Below are 18462 nucleotides of genomic sequence, written 5' to 3'. Positions count from 1 at the left end.
TGACCTTAAGTAGGGCGGCTGCTCCAGGCACAAGAAAGTGCAGCCTGCAAAGCAAAGAGCGAAATCGGTGTGTGGACTTTCTATACATCAGGGCTTTAAAGCGCGCCGTCCAGGGTTGGCCAGTCGGGCGCTATGAATCAGCTATCAAATGCGTTCTTCACCCAGTCCAGCGGAGGCGCGCTGCCGGGGTCGCCATTAATGGCCACCACATCGAAACGGCATGGGGAATCTGCCCAGCGCGACTCTTTCTGGAGAAAAAACTGTGCGGCAAGTATGAGCTTTGCACGCTTGCGGGTATCCACGCTTTCCAGCGCTCCGCCCCAGCCTGCGTGACGTCGATAGCGAACCTCGACGAATACTACTGTATCGCCGTCGAGCATGACCAGATCGAGCTCGCCTCGTTTGCATAACCAGTTCTGCGTGATCAGGCGCAGGCCCTGTTGTTGCAAATGTTTCAGGGCGTAGGCTTCAGCCTCGCGCCCTGCTTGTTGCTGAGGGGTGCTCGGCATTAACGCGGAGTGTCCGGCAGATGCTGAACCTTGCCGCCGACAAACTGGGCCCATGGCAGTTGACGCTCGACACGTTGACCCGAACCCATGCTCAGGCTGCCGGTCAGGCCGTCGATGCGGCTGTCTGGCAGGGTTTTGAGCTGTGCCAGGCGCGGTGCCAGACGATAAGCGTCGATCCCCATGGCGTACAGGCGGCCAAGGCTGCCTGCCGCTTGTGGCCATTGCACGGTCACTTGCTGGCGCAGTGGGTCGTTGGCGTTGAGCAGCCACGGCGTTTCACAGAAGCGAATGCCTTCCAGATCCAGATACTGTGCTTGGTCGCCGCTGTTGGTGAACAGGTGTGAAGTTGCGTATACCGGAACATCGCCTGCGTACTGGAATACCAACGTTGGCTTGATCTGCTGCGCTTGCTGGGGTGTTGCCGCAAGGAAGATGAAATCAATGTCCTGGCGACGTGTCGGTTGTGCCGCTACTTGCGTGCCGACGGTGCTTTGCAGGCTCTTGGCGCGGGCTTCGCTGTTCCGGAGCTGGAACATATCAGCGATTTGCTGGGCCAGGGCGACAGGCTGGTCGACGTGTTCAGCAACGATAAACGTGCCGCCGGCCGCTTGCCAGCTTTGGCGGAAGGCATCCAGGACGCGATCGCCCCATTCGCCTTTAGGGACCATGGCTGCGGCGCTGCGCTTGCCGTCGGCCCAGGCGCGACGTGCGACTTCGCGGGCTTCGTCTTCAGCGGCAAGGCCGAACTGGAACAGTTGTGGAGGTCCACCCCGGCCTGCGTCGCTGTAGTTCAGCGCCAGTGTGGTGATAGGCAATTGCGGGCGGCTGTTCAGTTGTTTGACTAGCGGCTTTTCCAGCGGACCGATGACCAGCTGCACACCCGATGCTTTGGCTTGGCGGTAGAAGTCATCGAGAGAGGTCAGGTGCGAACTGTCAAACACTTCAATGGCTGGCGGCTTTTGGCCCGCCTGCTGCGCCTGGTAGTGGGCAGCCATAAAGCCTTCGCGCAATGCACGGGCAACAGATGCGAGCGGGCCATCTTGCGGCAGCAGCAGGGCGATTTTGGTCAGCGGTTCACTGGTCAGCGCTTTGAGCTGGGCCAGTGGGGCCGGCAGTTGCAGGGCAGCTGGGTGCTGTGGGTTTTGCGCTTTCCAGGTATCGATGGCCGCCTGTTGTTGCTCCAGGGTGCCACCGCCTTTGACTGCGCGGGCCAGGCTCAGCCATCCACTCAGGTCATTGTTGCTGGTGCTTTGCAGTTGCTCGGTGGGCAAGGCAGCAACCAGTGTCCAGATCGCTTCATGGTTAGCGCTGGCTTCAGGGCCCTTGAGCAATGGCGCGATAAATACCCGCTCGCTGGCGGCAGGCATTATCTGCCCGTCGGCTTCCAGTGCGCGTGCCTGGACCAGTCCTGTACGGATCTGCTGCTCGACTGGCAGTTCGCCCAGTCGTTGCAAACTTGGGTGGCTCAGGGCTGTCAACGCGGCCTTGGGCTGGTTTCGGCCCAGCGCTAGTTCAGCCGATAGTGTGCTGGCATACACTTGTTGCGCGGGCTTGAGCTGATCAAGAGGCACCTGCTCGAGAATGCGCGCGGCACGCCCCGGGTCACGTTGTCGATTGGCCTGATCGGCTGCACTGAGTCTCAGTAGTGCAGCTTTATCGGGCGACTTGGCGGCAGCGGCTTGTTCGAGCAATTGCTCGATGCTGGCGTCAGGAGTGCGTGGAAGCTCGCCAAGACTTGACGAGGGCGAGCTGGCGCAAGCTGCCAACAGGGCAGCAAGAAAGAGGGCAGAGAACAGCCGCAGGCAAGCGATCATGTAAGTGTTCCTGATACTCGAGCAAATTAGCGGGGAATTGTACCCAAGCACTGGCCGGGGCGCGATGTTAGTGGCGTTAAAGCGGTCATATTGGTCGTTGGGCCGGGAAATAAGGATGAATTCAGCCTTTTTTCATGCTGTTCATCCTCTATTGCAGCGAAAGCAAACGCTTTTTTCATTCTTTTTTAAGTGCTGACCTTGACCGGCTACCCATTGGTTCATGCCGTAATCTGTACAATGCGTTTTTTTGTTAACTCAAGAGGTGTGCGCTTTGACTGCTCCAGGTGCTTTGAATTCCGCTGCTGGCTCGCTTTATGTCGTGGCCACGCCTATCGGTAACCTGGATGACATGAGCGTGCGCGCATTAAAAGTGTTGCGCGAGGTTGCGCTAATTGCCGCTGAAGATACTCGCCACTCGTTACGGTTGATGCAGCATTTCGGTATTTCCACGCCCTTGGCTGCCTGTCACGAGCACAACGAGCGTGAGGAGGGGAGTCGATTCATTACACGGCTGCTCGCGGGCGATGACATCGCACTGATCTCCGATGCAGGGACGCCGCTTATCTCTGATCCGGGTTATCACCTGGTCCGACAGGCGCGTGCCGCCGGCATCCCGGTGGTCCCGGTGCCGGGTGCCTGTGCGCTGATCGCCGCCTTGTCAGCGGCTGGCTTGCCCTCGGACCGGTTTATTTTCGAAGGTTTCTTGCCCGCTAAGGCGGTAGGGCGACGGGCGCGACTTGAGTTGTTGAAAGAAGAGCCGCGCACGTTGATCTTTTATGAAGCGCCACACCGCATCCTCGAGTGCCTGCAAGACCTGGAATTGGTGTTCGGCCCTGAGCGTCCAGCATTGTTGGCGCGCGAGCTGACTAAAACCTTCGAAACCCTCAAAGGTCTGCCCTTGGCAGAGCTTCGTGCGTTCGTCGAAGGTGACAGTAATCAGCAGCGCGGCGAATGCGTGGTGCTGGTCGCGGGCTGGACGTTGCCTGAAGACGAGGATGTCATCGGCACCGAAGCTCGGCGTATTCTGGATTTACTGCTGGAAGAAATGCCTCTCAAGCGCGCGGCGGCATTGGCGGCGGAGATCACGGGTGTGCGCAAGAATTTGCTTTATCAGGTAGCGCTGGAGAAACAGAAAGATGGATAAAAGATCCTTCTCGGCCTAACAGTCAAAACGCGCGGGGCTTATTAAAGCTTGTTCTTGAGCGTCCGTGCCGCTAACCTTGGCGGCGGAGAGTCGATTGGACAGTCGCTGCCTTCTATTGTTCCGCAATAGGGGGGGGAGGAAAGTCCGGGCTCCATAGGGCAGAGTGCCAGGTAACGCCTGGGAGGCGCGAGCCTACGGAAAGTGCCACAGAAAATAACCGCCTAAGCACTTCGGTGCCGGTAAGGGTGAAAAGGTGCGGTAAGAGCGCACCGCACGTCTGGCAACAGTTCGTGGCAAGGTAAACCCCACTCGGAGCAAGACCAAATAGGGTTCCAAGGCGTGGCCCGCGCTGGAACCGGGTAGGTTGCTAAAGGCGTCCAGTGATGGCCGTCGTAGAGGAATGACTGTCCTCGACAGAACCCGGCTTACAGATCGACTCTCCACCTTTTCCCTCTCTCTGCTTTTTCGTAGCAGAAGCGCTTTTGTAATATCAAAAAAATCTTACTCTTGATAAATCACTTTAACTTCGAGCTGCAGTGCTCTGAGTCAATTCAGGTTTATTCGTCAAAACAATTGAGAAATTGTTCCTTCACCTGTTTTTACCCTCCTAAATCTCCGATCTGTAAGGGTTTTCCTTAGGACCGCGCCTTGACGGTGTGGTGGGCGCATTCCTATAGTGTGCACAAGTGGCGAAAAGTGGCATGAAGTGGGTTTTTTCGGCGTAAAAAGTTAATATTTGGAGATCGCGGCTGTGTTTCGTGGTGCTAATGCAATCAATCTCGATGCAAAGGGCCGTCTCGCTATGCCGAGCCGGTACCGCGACGAGCTGGATTCGCGTAGTGCCGGGCAGTTGATCGTGACAATTGATGCTGCCAGTCCCTGCTTATGTTTGTACCCATTATCCGAATGGGAATTGATTGAAGCCAAATTGCGTGATTTGCCCACATTTCGTGAAGAGAACCGTCGCTTGCAACGATTATTGATCGGGAATGCGGTTGATTTGGAGCTCGATGGTAGCGGCCGTTTTCTGGTCCCGCCGCGCCTTCGCGATTATGCCAAGTTAGATAAGCGCGTGATGTTAGTTGGCCAGCTTAATAAGTTTCAACTGTGGGACGAGGACGCCTGGAACGCTCTTGCTGAAGCGGATCTGGCGGCCATTCAACAACCGGGCGCTATGCCTGATGAACTGCGTGATTTGATCCTGTGACTATGAATAGCGGCTTTACCCACATCACCGTACTGCTTGACGAAGCCGTAGAGGCTCTCGCGGTGCGTGCCGATGGCTGCTACCTGGATGGCACGTTTGGGCGTGGCGGACACAGCCGTTTGATATTGCAGCACCTGGGGCCGGGCGGTCGTTTGCTGGGATTCGATAAAGACCCCCAAGCAATTGCCACCGGGCAAGCGCTGGCGGCCGAAGACGGCCGCTTTGTCATTGTGCAGCGCAGCTTTGCCGAGCTGGGTTCTGAACTCGAAAGTCGCGGTCTGGCAGGCAAGGTCAGCGGTATATTGCTCGACCTTGGCGTGTCCTCCCCACAACTGGACGACCCAGAACGCGGTTTCAGCTTCATGAACGACGGTCCGTTGGACATGCGTATGGACCCAACGCGTGGCATCAGCGCCGCCGACTTTATCGCCACTGCATCAGCAGAAGAAATCGCTCGCGTGTTCAAGGAATACGGCGAAGAGCGCTTCGCCAAGCGCATGGCAAATGCCGTGGTTCAGCGTCGTGAGACTCAGCGTTTCGAACGCACGGGTGATCTCGCGGAAGTGCTCAAGGTTGCCAACCCCGCGTGGGAAAAAGGCAAGAATCCAGCGACCCGTGCGTTCCAGGGCTTGCGTATCCACGTCAATAACGAGCTGGGCGATCTTGAAACCGGGCTTGAAGCTGCACTTGAAGCGCTGGAAATCGGTGGCCGGCTGGTTGTTATAAGCTTCCACTCGCTGGAAGATCGCATCGTCAAACTGTTCATGCGCAAGCTCGCCAAAGGCGAAGCCGACAAAATGCCCCGCGACCTGCCAATTCGGTTTCAGGCGTTTGATCCAAAAATCAAAATTCTGGGCAAGGCGCAGTTTGCCTCCGAGACTGAAACCAAAGCCAATCCACGTTCGCGTAGCGCTGTCATGCGTGTGGCGGAGAAGCTCCGGTGAGCCGCCTTTTCCTCAAGCCTCTACCTGGCGGTAGTTTCATTATGTTGCTGCTGTTCCTTGCCGTGTTGGTTTCGGCGATCGGTGTGGCTTACAGCGCCCACTGGAACCGGCAGTTACTTAACTCCCTGTACTCCGAGTTGAGCGTGCGTGACAAGGCGCAGGCAGAGTGGGGTCGGCTGATTCTTGAACAAAGCACCTGGACCGCCCACAGCCGGATTGAAACGCTGGCCAGCGAACAACTCAAAATGCGTATTCCCAGCGCTGCTGAAGTGCGGATGGTGGCGCCATGATGAAGCTCGAGGGCGCCCTCTATCCCTGGCGCTTTCGCGTGGTGGTGGGGCTGCTGGGCATTATGGTGGGCGCGATCTGCTGGCGCATCATCGATCTGCAGGTGATAGACCATGACTTCTTGAAAGGTCAGGGCGATGCTCGCAGCGTACGACACATCCCTATCCCGGCTCACCGTGGCTTGATCACCGACCGTAACGGCGAGCCATTGGCGGTCAGTACTCCTGTGACGACGCTGTGGGCCAACCCGAAAGAAATGCAGCAGGCTAAAGAGAAATGGCCTGCGCTTGCCGCCGCTCTGGGGCAGGACGCAAAACTGCTCGGCGACCGTCTGGATGCTCAGGCCGGTAAAGAATTCATCTACCTGGTTCGCGGCCTGACGCCGGAACAAGGTCAAGTCGTGCTCGACCTGAAAGTCCCTGGTGTCTATGGCATCGAAGAGTTCCGGCGTTTCTATCCGGCGGGCGATGTCACTGCACACATGGTGGGCTTCACCGACCTGGACGACCATGGTCGTGAAGGGGTCGAACTGGCGTATGACGACTGGCTTGCCGGTGTACCGGGTAAGCGACAGGTCATCAAGGACCGGCGCGGACGACTTATCAAGGATGTTCAGGTTACAAAAAACGCCAAGGCCGGGAAGACCTTGGCTTTGTCTATTGATCTGCGCCTGCAATACCTGGCCACCCGCGAGTTGCGCAACGCCATTCAGGAAAACGACGCCAAGGCTGGCAGCCTGGTGATCATGGACGTGAAGACTGGCGAAGTGCTGGCCATGGTCAACTCACCGACCTACAACCCCAACAACCGTCGCACCATGGTGCCGGCGGCGATGCGTAACCGCGCCATCATCGACGTGTTCGAGCCGGGCTCGACCATGAAGCCGATCTCCATGACCGCCGCTCTGGACAGTGGTCGCTGGAAACCTACCGACAAAGTCGAGGTTTACCCTGGCACGCTGCAGATCGGCAAATACACCATTCGTGACGTTACCAAGACCGAGGGCCCGATCCTCGATTTGACCGGGATCCTGATCAACTCCAGTAACGTCGGTATGAGTAAGGTGGCCTTCGACGTCGGCGGCGAAGCGATTTTCCGTGCGATGCAGCGAGTCGGGCTGGGCCAATACACTGGCTTGGGTTTCCCTGGCGAGCGCGTTGGCAATTTGCCTAACTACCGTGAGTGGCGCAAAGCAGAAACCGCAACCTTGTCCTATGGCTACGGTCTGTCGGTCACCGCGTTGCAGTTGGTGCACGCCTACTCCGCGCTGGCCAACAATGGCCGTATCGTGCCGCTGACCATCCTGAAAACCGACACGCCACCGGAGGCTACTCAAGCGATTCCGGAGGCTACCGCAAAAACAGTACAAGGCATGTTGCAGCAAGTGATCGAAGACCCGCGCGGTGTGTTCCGCGCTCGTGTGCCGTCCTACCATGTGGCCGGCAAAAGCGGTACCGCACGTAAAACAGCGGTGGGCACCAAGGGTTACGCCGAAAACTCCTATCGCTCTTTGTTTGCGGGCTTTGGTCCGATGAGCAACCCGCGGTACGCGGTAGTCGTGGTCATCGACGAACCCGGCAAAGCGGGCTACTACGGTGGACTGGTGTCGGCTCCAGTATTTAGCAAGGTCATGTCCGGCACGCTGCGACTGATGAACGTTACGCCGGATAATCTGGCACCAATTCCCACGCAGGAACAAGTCAATGCTGCGCCTGTTGTTAAAGGAGGGCGTGGTTAATGCCTGTTAGCCTGAACAAGATCTTTGCCCATGCCGACCGCGATCTGTTGATCCGCGAGTTGACCCTCGACAGCCGTAATGTACGTGCCGGCGATCTCTTTCTGGCGGTGCCGGGCGGCAAGCTCGATGGTCGTGCGCATGTCGCCGATGCACTCAAACGGGGCGCTGCCGCAGTTGCTTATGAAGTTGAAGGCGCAAGCGTTTTACCCATCACTGATGTGCCGTTGATTCCGGTCAAGGGCTTGGCTGCACAACTGTCCGACATCGCCGGGCGCTTTTATGGTGACCCGAGCCGCAGTTTGAATCTGGTGGGCGTCACCGGCACTAACGGCAAAACCAGTGTCACCCAGTTGGTCGCGCAAGCGCTGGATCAGCTTGGGCAGCACTGTGGGATTGTTGGCACCCTGGGCACCGGATTTTATGGTGCGCTGCAAAGCGGCCGCCATACCACGCCTGATCCAATAGCCGTGCAAGCGACGCTGGCCGATTTGAAGAAAGCGGGCGCTCGTGCGGTGGCGATGGAAGTGTCTTCCCATGGACTGGATCAAGGGCGTGCGACTGCGTTGGCGTTCGACGTTGCAGTGCTGACCAACCTGTCCCGTGACCACCTGGACTACCACGGCACGATGGAAGCCTACGCAACCGCCAAGGCGAAATTGTTTGCCTGGCCCAATCTGCATTGTCGAGTGATCAATCTGGATGACGATTTCGGTCGGCAACTGGTCAAAGAACGACAAGAGTCGCGCCTGATCAGCTACAGCCTTGACGATCCCCGTGCAGACCTTTACTGCCGTGATGCACACTTCGATGACGATGGCGTGCGCGCTATCCTGGTCACCGCGCAAGGCGAGCACAACCTGCAAAGCAGCCTGCTGGGGCGTTTCAACCTGAGCAACGTGCTGGCGGCGGTCGGCGCGTTGATGGGCCTGGACTACGCGCTAGATGAAATTTTAAGCGTGCTGCCGAAACTGGAAGGCCCGATCGGTCGCATGCAGCGCTTGGGCGGCGGCACCCAGCCGTTGGTCGTGGTTGATTACGCACACACACCCGACGCACTGGAAAAAGTCCTCGAAGCACTGCGCCCGCACGCCAAGGGCCGGCTGATGTGCCTGTTCGGTTGTGGCGGGGATCGAGATCGCGGCAAGCGTCCGTTGATGGCTGAAGTGGTTGAGCGGCTGGCGGATTTGGTTGTGGTCACCGATGACAATCCACGGACAGAGGTGCCTGCGCAGATTTTCGATGACATCCGCCAAGGGTTTGTTGCCGTCGATAAAGTCAGCTTCGTTGCCGGTCGCGGCCAGGCGATTGCCCAATTGATTGCCAGCGCCAGCGCGGCGGACGTGATCGTGTTGGCAGGCAAAGGTCATGAGGACTACCAGGAAATCGAGGGGCAGCGTCATGCGTTCTCCGATCTGGAAGAAGCCAGCAAAGCCTTGACTGCATGGGAGGTGGCACATGCTTAAGCCACTGACGTTCAGTCAACTGATCGCGCCACTCGCTGCCCGTCAGGTCAATGCGGATTGCAGCTTTACCGGTGTCAGCATCGACAGCCGCGCCATTGTTCCGGGCCAGTTGTTTATAGCGCTGACCGGTCCACGTTTCGACGGCCATGATTATCTCGATGACGTCGCGGGCAAAGGCGCGGTCGGTGCGTTGGTCGAGCGTGAGGTCGCAGGTTCCGTTCTGCCGCAACTGGTGGTCGAAGATACCCGTCAGGCGCTGGCGCAGCTCGGTGCACTGAATCGCAATGCGTTCGACAAGCCGCTTGCCGCGATCACCGGTTCCAGCGGTAAGACCACGGTCAAGGAACTTCTTGCGAGCATTTTGCGCACGCGCGGGCCGGTACTGGCCACTCGCGGTAATTTGAACAACGACCTGGGGGTCCCACTGACCCTGCTTGAGCTGGCGGCTGAACACACGGCCGCCGTGATCGAGCTGGGCGCCTCGCGTGTTGGCGAAATTGCCTACACCGTCAGCCTGGCCAAACCCCATGTCGCACTGATCACCAATGCCGGAACCGCCCATGTGGGTGAGTTCGGCGGCCCGGAAAAAATTGTCCAGGCCAAGGGTGAAATTATCGATGGCCTCGATCCAGCCGGTATCGCGGTACTCAATCGTGATGACAAGGCCTTCGCCATCTGGCACGCACGGGCGGATGGACGCCAGGTCGTGAGCTTTGCCTTGAGCGACGACGTTGCTGATTTCTACTCGCGTGATCTGACCCGCGATGCTCGCGGGTGCCCAAGTTTCACATTGCACGGTCCGTCCGGCGCGGCGACTGTCCAGCTCAACCTGCTGGGCACGCACAACGTCACCAATGCACTGGCTGCTGCTGCGGCGGCGCATGCGTTGGGTGTTTCGCTGGAAGGTATCGTTGCAGGATTGAATGCGGTACAGCCGGTCAAAGGTCGCGCGGTCTCGCAACTGACCCCTAATGGTATCCGCGTAATCGACGACACATACAACGCTAACCCCACCTCAATGTGCGCTGCCGTTGATATACTCGCCGGCTTTTCCGGGCGCACCGTCCTGGTGCTCGGGGATATTGGCGAGCTGGGCGAGTGGGCTGAAGAAGGCCATCGCCAAGTCGGCGCATACGCTGCGGGCAAGGTGTCGGCGTTATACGCGGTAGGGCCTCTTATGACTCATGCCGTGAGCGCTTTTGGCCAGCATGCTCGCCACTTCGCTAACCAGACTGACCTGATCGCGGCGCTGGGCGCCGAGCAGGACACTAATACCACTATTTTGATCAAGGGTTCGCGCAGCGCTGCGATGGAAAACGTCGTCGCGGCTTTGTGTGGTTCTAGCCGGGAGAAACACTAATGCTGCTGCTGCTGGCGGAATATCTGCAACAGTTCTACAAAGGCTTCGCGGTCTTTCAATACCTGACCCTGCGCGGGATTCTCGGCGTGCTCACTGCATTGTCGCTCTCGCTGTGCCTGGGTCCATGGATGATTCGCACCCTGCAGAATCGCCAGATCGGCCAATCGGTACGTAATGACGGTCCTCAGTCGCACCTGTCCAAATCGGGCACGCCGACCATGGGCGGGGCGTTGATCCTTTCAGCGATTACCGTCAGCACCCTGTTGTGGGCTGACCTGAGTAACCGTTATGTCTGGGTCGTGTTGATCGTCACGTTGCTGTTCGGTGGCATTGGTTGGGTCGACGATTACCGCAAAGTGATCGAGAAGAATTCCAAGGGTTTGCCTAGCCGCTGGAAATACTTCTGGCAGTCGGTGTTCGGCCTCGGCGCGGCGATCTTCCTTTATACGACTGCGCCTAGCGTGGTTGAAACCACCTTGATCGTGCCGATGTTCAAAGACGCCAGTATCCCGCTTGGCATTGGCTTCATGGTCTTGACTTACTTCGTGATCGTCGGTTCGAGCAACGCGGTCAACCTGACCGACGGCCTCGACGGTCTGGCGATTCTGCCGACGGTGATGGTTGGCGGTGCGCTGGGTATCTTCTGCTACTTGTCGGGTAACGTGAAATTCGCTGAATACCTGCTGATCCCTTATGTACCGGGCGCGGGTGAACTTATTGTGTTTTGCGGCGCGTTGATTGGCGCAGGCCTTGGCTTTCTTTGGTTCAACACGTACCCGGCGCAAGTGTTCATGGGCGACGTCGGTGCCCTGGCGCTGGGCGCCGCACTGGGCACCATCGCGGTGATCGTTCGTCAGGAAATCGTCCTGTTCATCATGGGCGGTGTATTCGTGATGGAAACCCTTTCAGTCGTGATCCAGGTCGCGTCCTTCAAGTTGACCGGTCGTCGTGTGTTCCGCATGGCACCGATTCACCACCACTTTGAACTCAAAGGCTGGCCCGAGCCGCGCGTGATTGTCCGTTTCTGGATCATCACCGTGATTCTGGTGCTGATCGGCCTTGCCACCCTGAAGCTGAGGTAGAACGAGTGTCTCTGATCGTTTCTGACCACTTCCGCATCGTTGTCGGCCTCGGCAAGAGCGGCATGTCCCTGGTTCGCTTCCTGGCGAAGCAGGGTGTGTCGTTTGCTGTGGCTGATACGCGGGACAATCCGCCTGAGTTGGCGACGTTGCGTCAGGACTACCCGCATGTGGAAGTACGTTGCGGCGAGCTGGATGTGGAGTTTCTCTGCCGTGCCGACGAGCTGTACGTAAGCCCCGGTCTGGCATTGGCGACCCCTGCATTGCAGCAAGCGGCGGCCCGTGGCGTGAAATTGTCGGGTGATATCGAGTTGTTCGCGCGTAACGCGAAGGCGCCCATCGTTGCAATCAGCGGTTCGAATGCGAAAAGCACGGTCACCACGCTGGTGGGTGAAATGGCGGTCGCAGCGGGTAAACGCGTTGCGGTCGGTGGCAACCTCGGCACTCCGGCGCTGGACTTGCTCGACGACTCGGTCGAGCTTTACGTGCTCGAGCTCTCCAGCTTCCAGCTTGAAACCACTGACCAGCTCGGCGCCGAAGTGGCGACCGTGTTGAATGTCAGCGAAGATCACATGGACCGTTACAGCGGTCTACCGGCTTATCACTTGGCCAAGCACCGGATTTTTCGTGGCGCCCGGCAAGTGGTGGTCAATCGTCAGGACGCACTGTCGCGGCCTCTGATCGGTGAAGGCCTGCCGTGCTGGACCTTCGGTCTGAATACACCAGATTTCCACGGCTTCGGTCTGCGCGAAGAGAACGGCGAAAAATACCTCGCCTTCCAGTTCGACAACCTGATGCCGGTCCGCGAGCTGAAAATTCGCGGCGCGCACAATCAGTCCAACGCCTTGGCTGCGTTGGCGCTTGGGCATGCGGTGGGCTTGCCGTTCGACGCCATGCTCAGCGCCTTGCGCACCTTCACCGGCCTAGCGCATCGCTGCCAATGGCTGCGGGAGCGTGCAGGTGTCAACTATTACGACGACTCCAAGGCCACCAACGTTGGCGCCGCGCTGGCTGCCATCGAAGGCTTGGGCGTGGATATCGCGGGCAAGTTGGTGTTGATCGCAGGTGGAGATGGCAAGGGTGCTGACTTCAGTGCCTTGCGTGCCCCTGTCGCCGCCTATTGCCGCGTGGTTGTGTTGTTGGGCCGCGATGCTGAATTGCTTGCCAAAACCTTCGGCGATGCGGTGCCTTTAGTTCGCGTCAAAACCCTGGACGAAGCTGTGCAACGTGCTGCCGAATGGGCGCAGAGCGGGGATGCGGTATTGCTGTCTCCCGCCTGTGCCAGCCTGGACATGTTCAAGAATTTCGAAGAGCGCGGGCGTGTGTTCGCTCATGCCGTGGAGGGCTTGTCATGATTCTGGGTGTGATCAAGCCTTATCCATCGCCGCTGATCAGCGGTCGCGGCATTGATGTCGACTTTCCGATGTTGGCCGGTTGCCTTGCGCTGCTGGGCCTGGGCCTGGTGATGATCACTTCTGCCTCGTCAGAAGTGGCCGCCGTGCAGTCCGGCAACCCGCTATACATGATGATGCGTCACCTGGTGTATCTGGTCATCGGTTTGGGCGCCTGTGGCGTGACCATGATGATTCCGGTTTCAACCTGGCAGCGCCTGGGCTGGCTGATGTTGATTGGCGCCTTCGGCTTGCTGGTGATGGTATTGGTGCCGGGGCTGGGCCGTGAGGTTAACGGTTCGATGCGCTGGATCGGCTTCGGGATGTTCAACGTCCAGCCTTCGGAAATCGCCAAGGTTTTCGTGGTGATTTTTCTTGCCGGTTACCTAGTACGGCGCCAGCAGGAAGTCCGCGAAAGCTGGATGGGCTTCTTCAAGCCATTCATCGTTTTGCTGCCCATGGCAGGTTTGCTGCTGATGGAGCCGGACTTCGGTGCCACCGTGGTAATGATGGGGGCTGCTGCTGCGATGCTGTTCCTCGGTGGCGTAGGGCTGTTCCGCTTCACCCTGATGGTGGTGTTGGCGGTGGGCGCGGTGTTCGTGCTGGTTCAAGCGCAGCCCTATCGTATGGCGCGCCTGATCACCTTCACCGACCCCTGGTCCGATCAGTTTGGCTCCGGTTATCAGCTGACCCAGGCCCTGATTGCCTTTGGCCGTGGCGAATGGTTCGGCGTCGGTCTGGGTAACAGCGTGCAGAAACAGTTCTATTTACCTGAAGCGCACACCGACTTCGTGTTTGCCGTGCTCGCGGAAGAGTTGGGCGTGGTTGGCTCGCTGATCACTGTGGGCCTGTTTGTATTCGTCAGTATCCGGGCCATGTACATCGGCATGTGGGCCGAAAGGGCCAAGCAATATTTCGCTGCCTATGTGGCTTACGGTCTGGCGTTCCTGTGGATTGGTCAGTTCCTGATCAACATTGGCGTAAACGTCGGGCTACTGCCGACTAAAGGCCTGACCTTGCCCTTCCTCAGTTATGGCGGCAGTTCGTTGGTGATCTGCTGCGCAAGCCTGGGCTTGTTGCTGCGCATCGAGTGGGAGGCGCGGACCAATACCGGCAGTGAAGAAACGGAATTCAATGAAAGCGACTTCACCGAGGAGCCGACCCATGGGCGCTAACGTGCTGATCATGGCGGGCGGTACGGGTGGGCACGTCTTCCCGGCGCTGGCCTGTGCGCGCGAGTTCCAGGCCCGCGGCTACCGCGTGCACTGGCTCGGCACGCCGCGCGGTATCGAAAACGAACTGGTCCCTCAAGCGGGCTTGCCGCTGCATTTGATCAACGTGACCGGCCTCCGGGGCAAGGGCGTGATTTCGCTGTTGAAAGCGCCGTTTGTGCTGCTCAGGGCGTTGCTGCAGGCGCGCAAGATCGTCCGTCAGTTGCAACCGGTCTGCGTACTGGGAATGGGCGGTTTTGTCACCGGCCCTGGCGGCTTGGCAGCGAAATTGGCGGGGGTACCGCTGATCATTCATGAACAGAACGCCGTCGCCGGTACAGCCAATCGCAGCCTGGCGCCGTTTGCCACTCGTGTGTGCGAAGCCTTCCCGAATACGTTTTCGGCTTCGGCAAAACGCCGTACCACCGGCAACCCGGTACGCACCGAGTTGTTTCTCGAAACGCCGCGTCAGGCGCTGGGCGGACGTAAAGCCCGTCTGCTGATCCTTGGCGGAAGTCTGGGCGCTGAACCGCTGAACAAACTGCTGCCTGCTGCATTGGCACAGGTGCCGCTGGAGTTGCGACCTGAAGTGTTTCATCAGGCCGGCAAGAATCATGACCAGATCACCGCAGAGCGCTATCGCACTGCCGATGTCGAGGCGCAAGTGGCGCCCTTCATCAAAGACATGGCTCAAGCCTATGGCTGGGCCGACCTGGTGGTTTGTCGCGCAGGCGCGCTGACCGTCAGTGAACTGGCTGCGGCTGGCCTGCCGTCGCTGTTGGTGCCGTTGCCCCACGCGATCGACGACCACCAGTCCCGTAATGCCGACTATCTGGCCCGCGAAGGTGCAGCCTTCGTCATGCCACAAGCGACAACTGGCGCAGCCGAAATGGCCGCACGCCTGAAAGAGGTTTTGATGCAACCCGAACAATTGAACAACATGGCCCGCACGGCTCGCCACCTGGCCAAACCTGACGCAACGCGCACTGTGGTCGATATCTGTCTGGAGGTGGCTCATGGTTGAGAGCAAGAGGGCGATGCCCCAGCCGGAAATGCGCCGCATCCGTCGCATCCATTTCGTCGGTATCGGCGGGGTGGGCATGTGCGGTATTGCCGAGGTTCTGCTTAACCTGGGCTACAAAGTGTCCGGCTCCGACTTGAAGTCTTCACCAGTGACTGAACGTCTTGAATCGTTCGGCGCCAAGGTGTTTATCGGCCATCGCGCCGAGAACATCGCGACGGCTGACGTGCTTGTGGTCTCCAGTGCAGTCAATACCGCGAACCCGGAAGTCGCTACGGCTCTGGAACGTCGCATTCCTGTGGTCCCGCGTGCCGAAATGCTGGCCGAACTGATGCGCTATCGCCACGGCATCGCAGTCGCTGGCACGCATGGCAAAACCACCACCACCAGTTTGATCGCTTCGGTGTTCGCGGCCGGTGGCCTGGACCCGACGTTCGTTATCGGTGGTCGCCTGAATGCTGCTGGAACCAACGCTCAGTTAGGCACCAGCCGTTACCTGATCGCTGAAGCGGATGAAAGCGACGCCAGCTTCCTGCACTTGCAGCCGTTGGTGGCCGTGGTCACTAACATCGACGCCGACCATATGGCGACCTACGAAGGCGACTTCAACAAACTGAAGAAAACCTTCGTCGAGTTCCTGCACAACCTGCCGTTCTATGGGCTGGCCGTGGTGTGCATCGATGATCCAGTGGTGCGTGAAATTCTGCCGCTGATCAAGCGTCCGACGCTGACTTACGGCTTCAGCGAAGAAGCCGACGTACGCGCCATCAACGTGCGTCAGGAAGGCATGCTGACTTACTTTACGGTGCTGCGTCGTGACCGCGCGCCGCTGGATGTCTCGGTAAACATGCCGGGCAACCACAACGTTCTGAACTCGTTGGCGACCATCGCAATCTCTACCGACGAGGGCGTCAGCGACGAGGCTATCGTCCAGGGGCTGTCAGGCTTCCAGGGTGTTGGTCGACGCTTCCAGATCTATGGCGAGCTGCCGGTCGAAGGCGGCAATGTGATGCTGGTCGACGACTACGGCCATCACCCGCGTGAAGTGTCTGCGGTAATCAATGCTGTCCGTGGCGGCTGGCCGGATCGTCGTCTGGTCATGGTTTACCAGCCTCATCGCTTCAGCCGTACTCGCGACCTTTACGATGACTTCGTGCAAGTACTGGCCGAAGCCAACGTGTTGTTGCTGATGGAAGTCTATCCAGCCGGTGAAGAACCGATTCCAGGTGCCGACAGTCGCAACTTGTGCCACAGCATTCGTCAACGTGGTCAGCTGGACCCGATCTACATCGAGCGTGGCGTCGAGTTGGCACCGCTGGTCAAACCACTGTTGCGTGCTGGCGATATTTTGCTGTGCCAGGGCGCCGGTGACATTGGTGGCCTCGCGCCGCAACTGCTTCGAAGCCCGCTGTTTGCAGGTGCTGTCGTGGCCCCGACCGAGGGGAAACTGAAATGACTTCAACCCTGCAATCCACCTTGTTGTCCACGCTCGAACCCAAGGCTTTCGGCCGTGTCGCCGTCCTGTTTGGTGGTAAAAGCGCTGAGCGCGAAGTGTCGCTGAAATCCGGTCAGGCAGTGCTTGAGGCCCTGCAAAGTGCAGGTGTCGACGCGTTCGGCATCGACGTCGGTGACGACTTCCTGCAGCGTCTGGTCAGCGAAAAAATTGATCGTGCTTTTATCGTCTTGCACGGTCGTGGCGGCGAAGACGGCAGCATGCAAGGCCTGCTGGAGTGTCTGGAGATCCCCTACACCGGCAGCGGCGTACTGGCTTCTGCGCTGGCCATGGACAAGTTGCGGACCAAGCAGATCTGGCAAAGTCTGGGCTTGTCGACACCTCGGCATGCCGCATTGAGCACTGAGGCTGATTGTATTTCTGCGGCAACGGAACTGGGCTTCCCTTTAATCGTCAAACCTGCCCATGAAGGTTCGAGTATCGGTATGGCCAAGGTGACCAGCGTCGATGAGTTGATCGCCGCATGGAAAGCTGCCAGCACCTACGATTCACAAGTATTGGTCGAGCAATGGATCCAGGGTCCGGAGTTTACTATCGCGACTCTGCGTGACCAGATATTACCGCCCATCGGTCTGGGCACTCCCCACAGTTTCTACGACTACGACGCCAAGTACCTGGCTTCCGATACTCAGTATCGGATCCCTTGCGGGCTCGACAGTGCAAAAGAACAAGAGCTTAAAGATCTTACTGCGCGTGCTTGCGAGGCCGTTGGCATTGCAGGTTGGGCGCGTGCGGACGTTATGCAGGATGCTGATGGCAAGTTCTGGTTGTTGGAAGTGAACACCGTCCCCGGCATGACCGATCACAGTCTGGTCCCGATGGCGGCACGAGCGGCGGGCCTGGATTTTCAGCAGTTAGTGTTAGCGATTCTGGCTGACAGTGTCGAGGCGCGAGGTTAATCCCATGCAAGGCGCGATGCTACGTCATCAGCAACCCGTTCCCGGCCGCAAGCCGGTGCCGCGTGGTGCCAGTCGGATGGTGGCCAAAGAGCCGCTGTCGATGCGTCTGCCTAAAGCAAACCTCGGATTCTTCAAGCGCCTGTTCTGGCCTGTGATGTTGGTCGTTCTGGGCTTCGGTACCTACGAAGCCGCGCAGCGGCTGTTGCCGTATGCCGACCGGCCAATTACCCGGATCAATGTGCAGGGTGATCTGAGCTACATCAGCCAGCAAGCGGTGCAGCAGCGCATTGCCCCTTATGTGGCGGCGAGCTTCTTCACCATCGACCTCGCAGGGATGCGCACCGAACTGGAACAAATGCCTTGGATCGCCCACGCCGAAGTCAGGCGTGTCTGGCCCGATCAGGTGGTCATTCGTCTGGAAGAACAATTGCCGGTGGCGCGCTGGGGTGAAGAGGCGCTGCTGAACAACCAGGGTCAGGCGTTTACCCCGCGCGAGCTGGCCAATTACGAGCATCTGCCTCAACTGTTTGGCCCTCAACGTGCCCAGCAGCAGGTGATGCAGCAGTATCAGGTGTTGAGTCAGATGTTACGGCCGTTGGGTTTTTCCATCGTACGTCTGGAATTACGTGAACGTGGCAGTTGGTTTTTGACCACTGGTGCAGGCAGTGCGGGCCCGGGTATCGAGTTGTTACTGGGACGCGACCATCTGGTGGAAAAAATGCGCCGATTTATTGCCATTTATGAAAAAACGCTTAAAGAACAGATGACGAATATTGCGCGCATCGACCTGCGTTACTCCAACGGCCTTGCCGTGGGATGGCGTGAGCAGGTTGCGCCTACGACGGACAAACCCGCCGTCGCGAAGAATTGATAAGAGGCAG

At 58.6% G+C, this 18462-nt stretch carries 16 protein-coding genes and 1 other RNA gene; 15 read left to right on the top strand and 2 right to left on the bottom strand.

Features of this window, described 5'->3' with window-relative positions; all coding sequences use genetic code 11:
• Positions 1 to 137: 137 nt before the first annotated feature.
• Positions 138 to 509 (bottom strand): YraN family protein, encoded by a 372-nt coding sequence (locus RHM55_RS10650; RefSeq protein ID WP_322181829.1) that lies wholly within the window; start codon positions 507 to 509, stop codon positions 138 to 140.
• Positions 509 to 2323: a penicillin-binding protein activator gene (locus RHM55_RS10645; RefSeq protein ID WP_322181827.1), complete on the bottom strand. Its 1815-nt coding sequence runs from the start codon at positions 2321 to 2323 to the stop codon at positions 509 to 511. The genes RHM55_RS10650 and RHM55_RS10645 overlap by 1 nt, the downstream gene beginning before the upstream one ends.
• A gap of 349 nt (positions 2324 to 2672) precedes the next feature.
• Between RHM55_RS10645 and rsmI the strand changes: the two genes are divergently transcribed.
• The 15 genes from rsmI to RHM55_RS10570 all read left to right on the top strand — a co-directional run bounded on the left by rsmI (position 2673) and on the right by RHM55_RS10570 (position 18452).
• A complete protein-coding gene (rsmI, locus tag RHM55_RS10640; RefSeq protein WP_322182855.1) occupies positions 2673 to 3467 on the top strand; it encodes a 16S rRNA (cytidine(1402)-2'-O)-methyltransferase in 795 nt (264 codons plus the stop codon).
• Positions 3468 to 3553: 86 nt separating this feature from the next.
• Positions 3554 to 3911, top strand: an RNA gene (gene rnpB / locus RHM55_RS10635) — RNase P RNA component class A.
• A 307-nt stretch (positions 3912 to 4218) separates the two neighbouring features.
• A complete protein-coding gene (gene mraZ, locus RHM55_RS10630) occupies positions 4219 to 4674 on the top strand; it encodes a division/cell wall cluster transcriptional repressor MraZ (RefSeq protein WP_322181825.1) in 456 nt (151 codons plus the stop codon).
• 2 nt (positions 4675 to 4676) lie between these two features.
• Positions 4677 to 5618, top strand: coding sequence for a 16S rRNA (cytosine(1402)-N(4))-methyltransferase RsmH (rsmH, locus tag RHM55_RS10625; RefSeq protein WP_322182853.1), 942 nt, complete (start codon positions 4677 to 4679; stop codon positions 5616 to 5618).
• The gene (gene ftsL, locus RHM55_RS10620; protein ID WP_322181823.1) at positions 5615 to 5908 is read left to right on the top strand and encodes a cell division protein FtsL; all 294 of its coding nucleotides are present in this window, start codon (positions 5615 to 5617) and stop codon (positions 5906 to 5908) included. Before rsmH ends, ftsL begins: the two co-directional genes overlap by 4 nt.
• A complete protein-coding gene (locus RHM55_RS10615; protein ID WP_322182851.1) occupies positions 5908 to 7644 on the top strand; it encodes a penicillin-binding protein 2 in 1737 nt (578 codons plus the stop codon). The genes ftsL and RHM55_RS10615 overlap by 1 nt, the downstream gene beginning before the upstream one ends.
• A complete protein-coding gene (locus RHM55_RS10610) occupies positions 7644 to 9107 on the top strand; it encodes a UDP-N-acetylmuramoyl-L-alanyl-D-glutamate--2,6-diaminopimelate ligase (RefSeq protein WP_322181821.1) in 1464 nt (487 codons plus the stop codon). Before RHM55_RS10615 ends, RHM55_RS10610 begins: the two co-directional genes overlap by 1 nt.
• Complete coding sequence (locus RHM55_RS10605) at positions 9100 to 10467, top strand: UDP-N-acetylmuramoyl-tripeptide--D-alanyl-D-alanine ligase (protein ID WP_322181819.1); 1368 nt, start codon at positions 9100 to 9102, stop codon at positions 10465 to 10467. Before RHM55_RS10610 ends, RHM55_RS10605 begins: the two co-directional genes overlap by 8 nt.
• A complete protein-coding gene (mraY, locus tag RHM55_RS10600) occupies positions 10467 to 11549 on the top strand; it encodes a phospho-N-acetylmuramoyl-pentapeptide-transferase (protein WP_322181817.1) in 1083 nt (360 codons plus the stop codon). The genes RHM55_RS10605 and mraY overlap by 1 nt, the downstream gene beginning before the upstream one ends.
• A gap of 5 nt (positions 11550 to 11554) precedes the next feature.
• Entirely contained in the window at positions 11555 to 12901 is a 1347-nt protein-coding gene (gene murD, locus RHM55_RS10595; protein ID WP_322181815.1) for a UDP-N-acetylmuramoyl-L-alanine--D-glutamate ligase, read from the top strand.
• Complete coding sequence (gene ftsW / locus RHM55_RS10590; protein WP_219062358.1) at positions 12901 to 14112, top strand: putative lipid II flippase FtsW; 1212 nt, start codon at positions 12901 to 12903, stop codon at positions 14110 to 14112. The genes murD and ftsW overlap by 1 nt, the downstream gene beginning before the upstream one ends.
• Positions 14102 to 15172 (top strand): undecaprenyldiphospho-muramoylpentapeptide beta-N-acetylglucosaminyltransferase, encoded by a 1071-nt coding sequence (gene murG, locus RHM55_RS10585; protein WP_322181813.1) that lies wholly within the window; start codon positions 14102 to 14104, stop codon positions 15170 to 15172. The genes ftsW and murG overlap by 11 nt, the downstream gene beginning before the upstream one ends.
• A complete protein-coding gene (gene murC, locus RHM55_RS10580) occupies positions 15165 to 16625 on the top strand; it encodes a UDP-N-acetylmuramate--L-alanine ligase (RefSeq protein ID WP_322181811.1) in 1461 nt (486 codons plus the stop codon). Before murG ends, murC begins: the two co-directional genes overlap by 8 nt.
• Positions 16622 to 17581, top strand: a complete 960-nt coding sequence (locus tag RHM55_RS10575; protein ID WP_322181809.1) for a D-alanine--D-alanine ligase — start codon at positions 16622 to 16624, stop codon at positions 17579 to 17581. The genes murC and RHM55_RS10575 overlap by 4 nt, the downstream gene beginning before the upstream one ends.
• Positions 17582 to 17585: 4 nt before the next feature.
• On the top strand, positions 17586 to 18452 hold the full coding sequence (locus RHM55_RS10570; RefSeq protein ID WP_322181807.1) for a cell division protein FtsQ/DivIB: 867 nt from the start codon (positions 17586 to 17588) through the stop codon (positions 18450 to 18452).
• The last annotated feature ends 10 nt before the right edge of the window (positions 18453 to 18462 follow it).

The organism is Pseudomonas sp. MH9.2, from assembly GCF_034353875.1.
In the GTDB taxonomy this organism is placed as follows: Bacteria; Pseudomonadota; Gammaproteobacteria; order Pseudomonadales; family Pseudomonadaceae; genus Aquipseudomonas.
The sequence above is the reverse complement of the archived record's forward strand: the minus strand, read 5'-3'. Positions and strand labels throughout refer to the sequence as shown.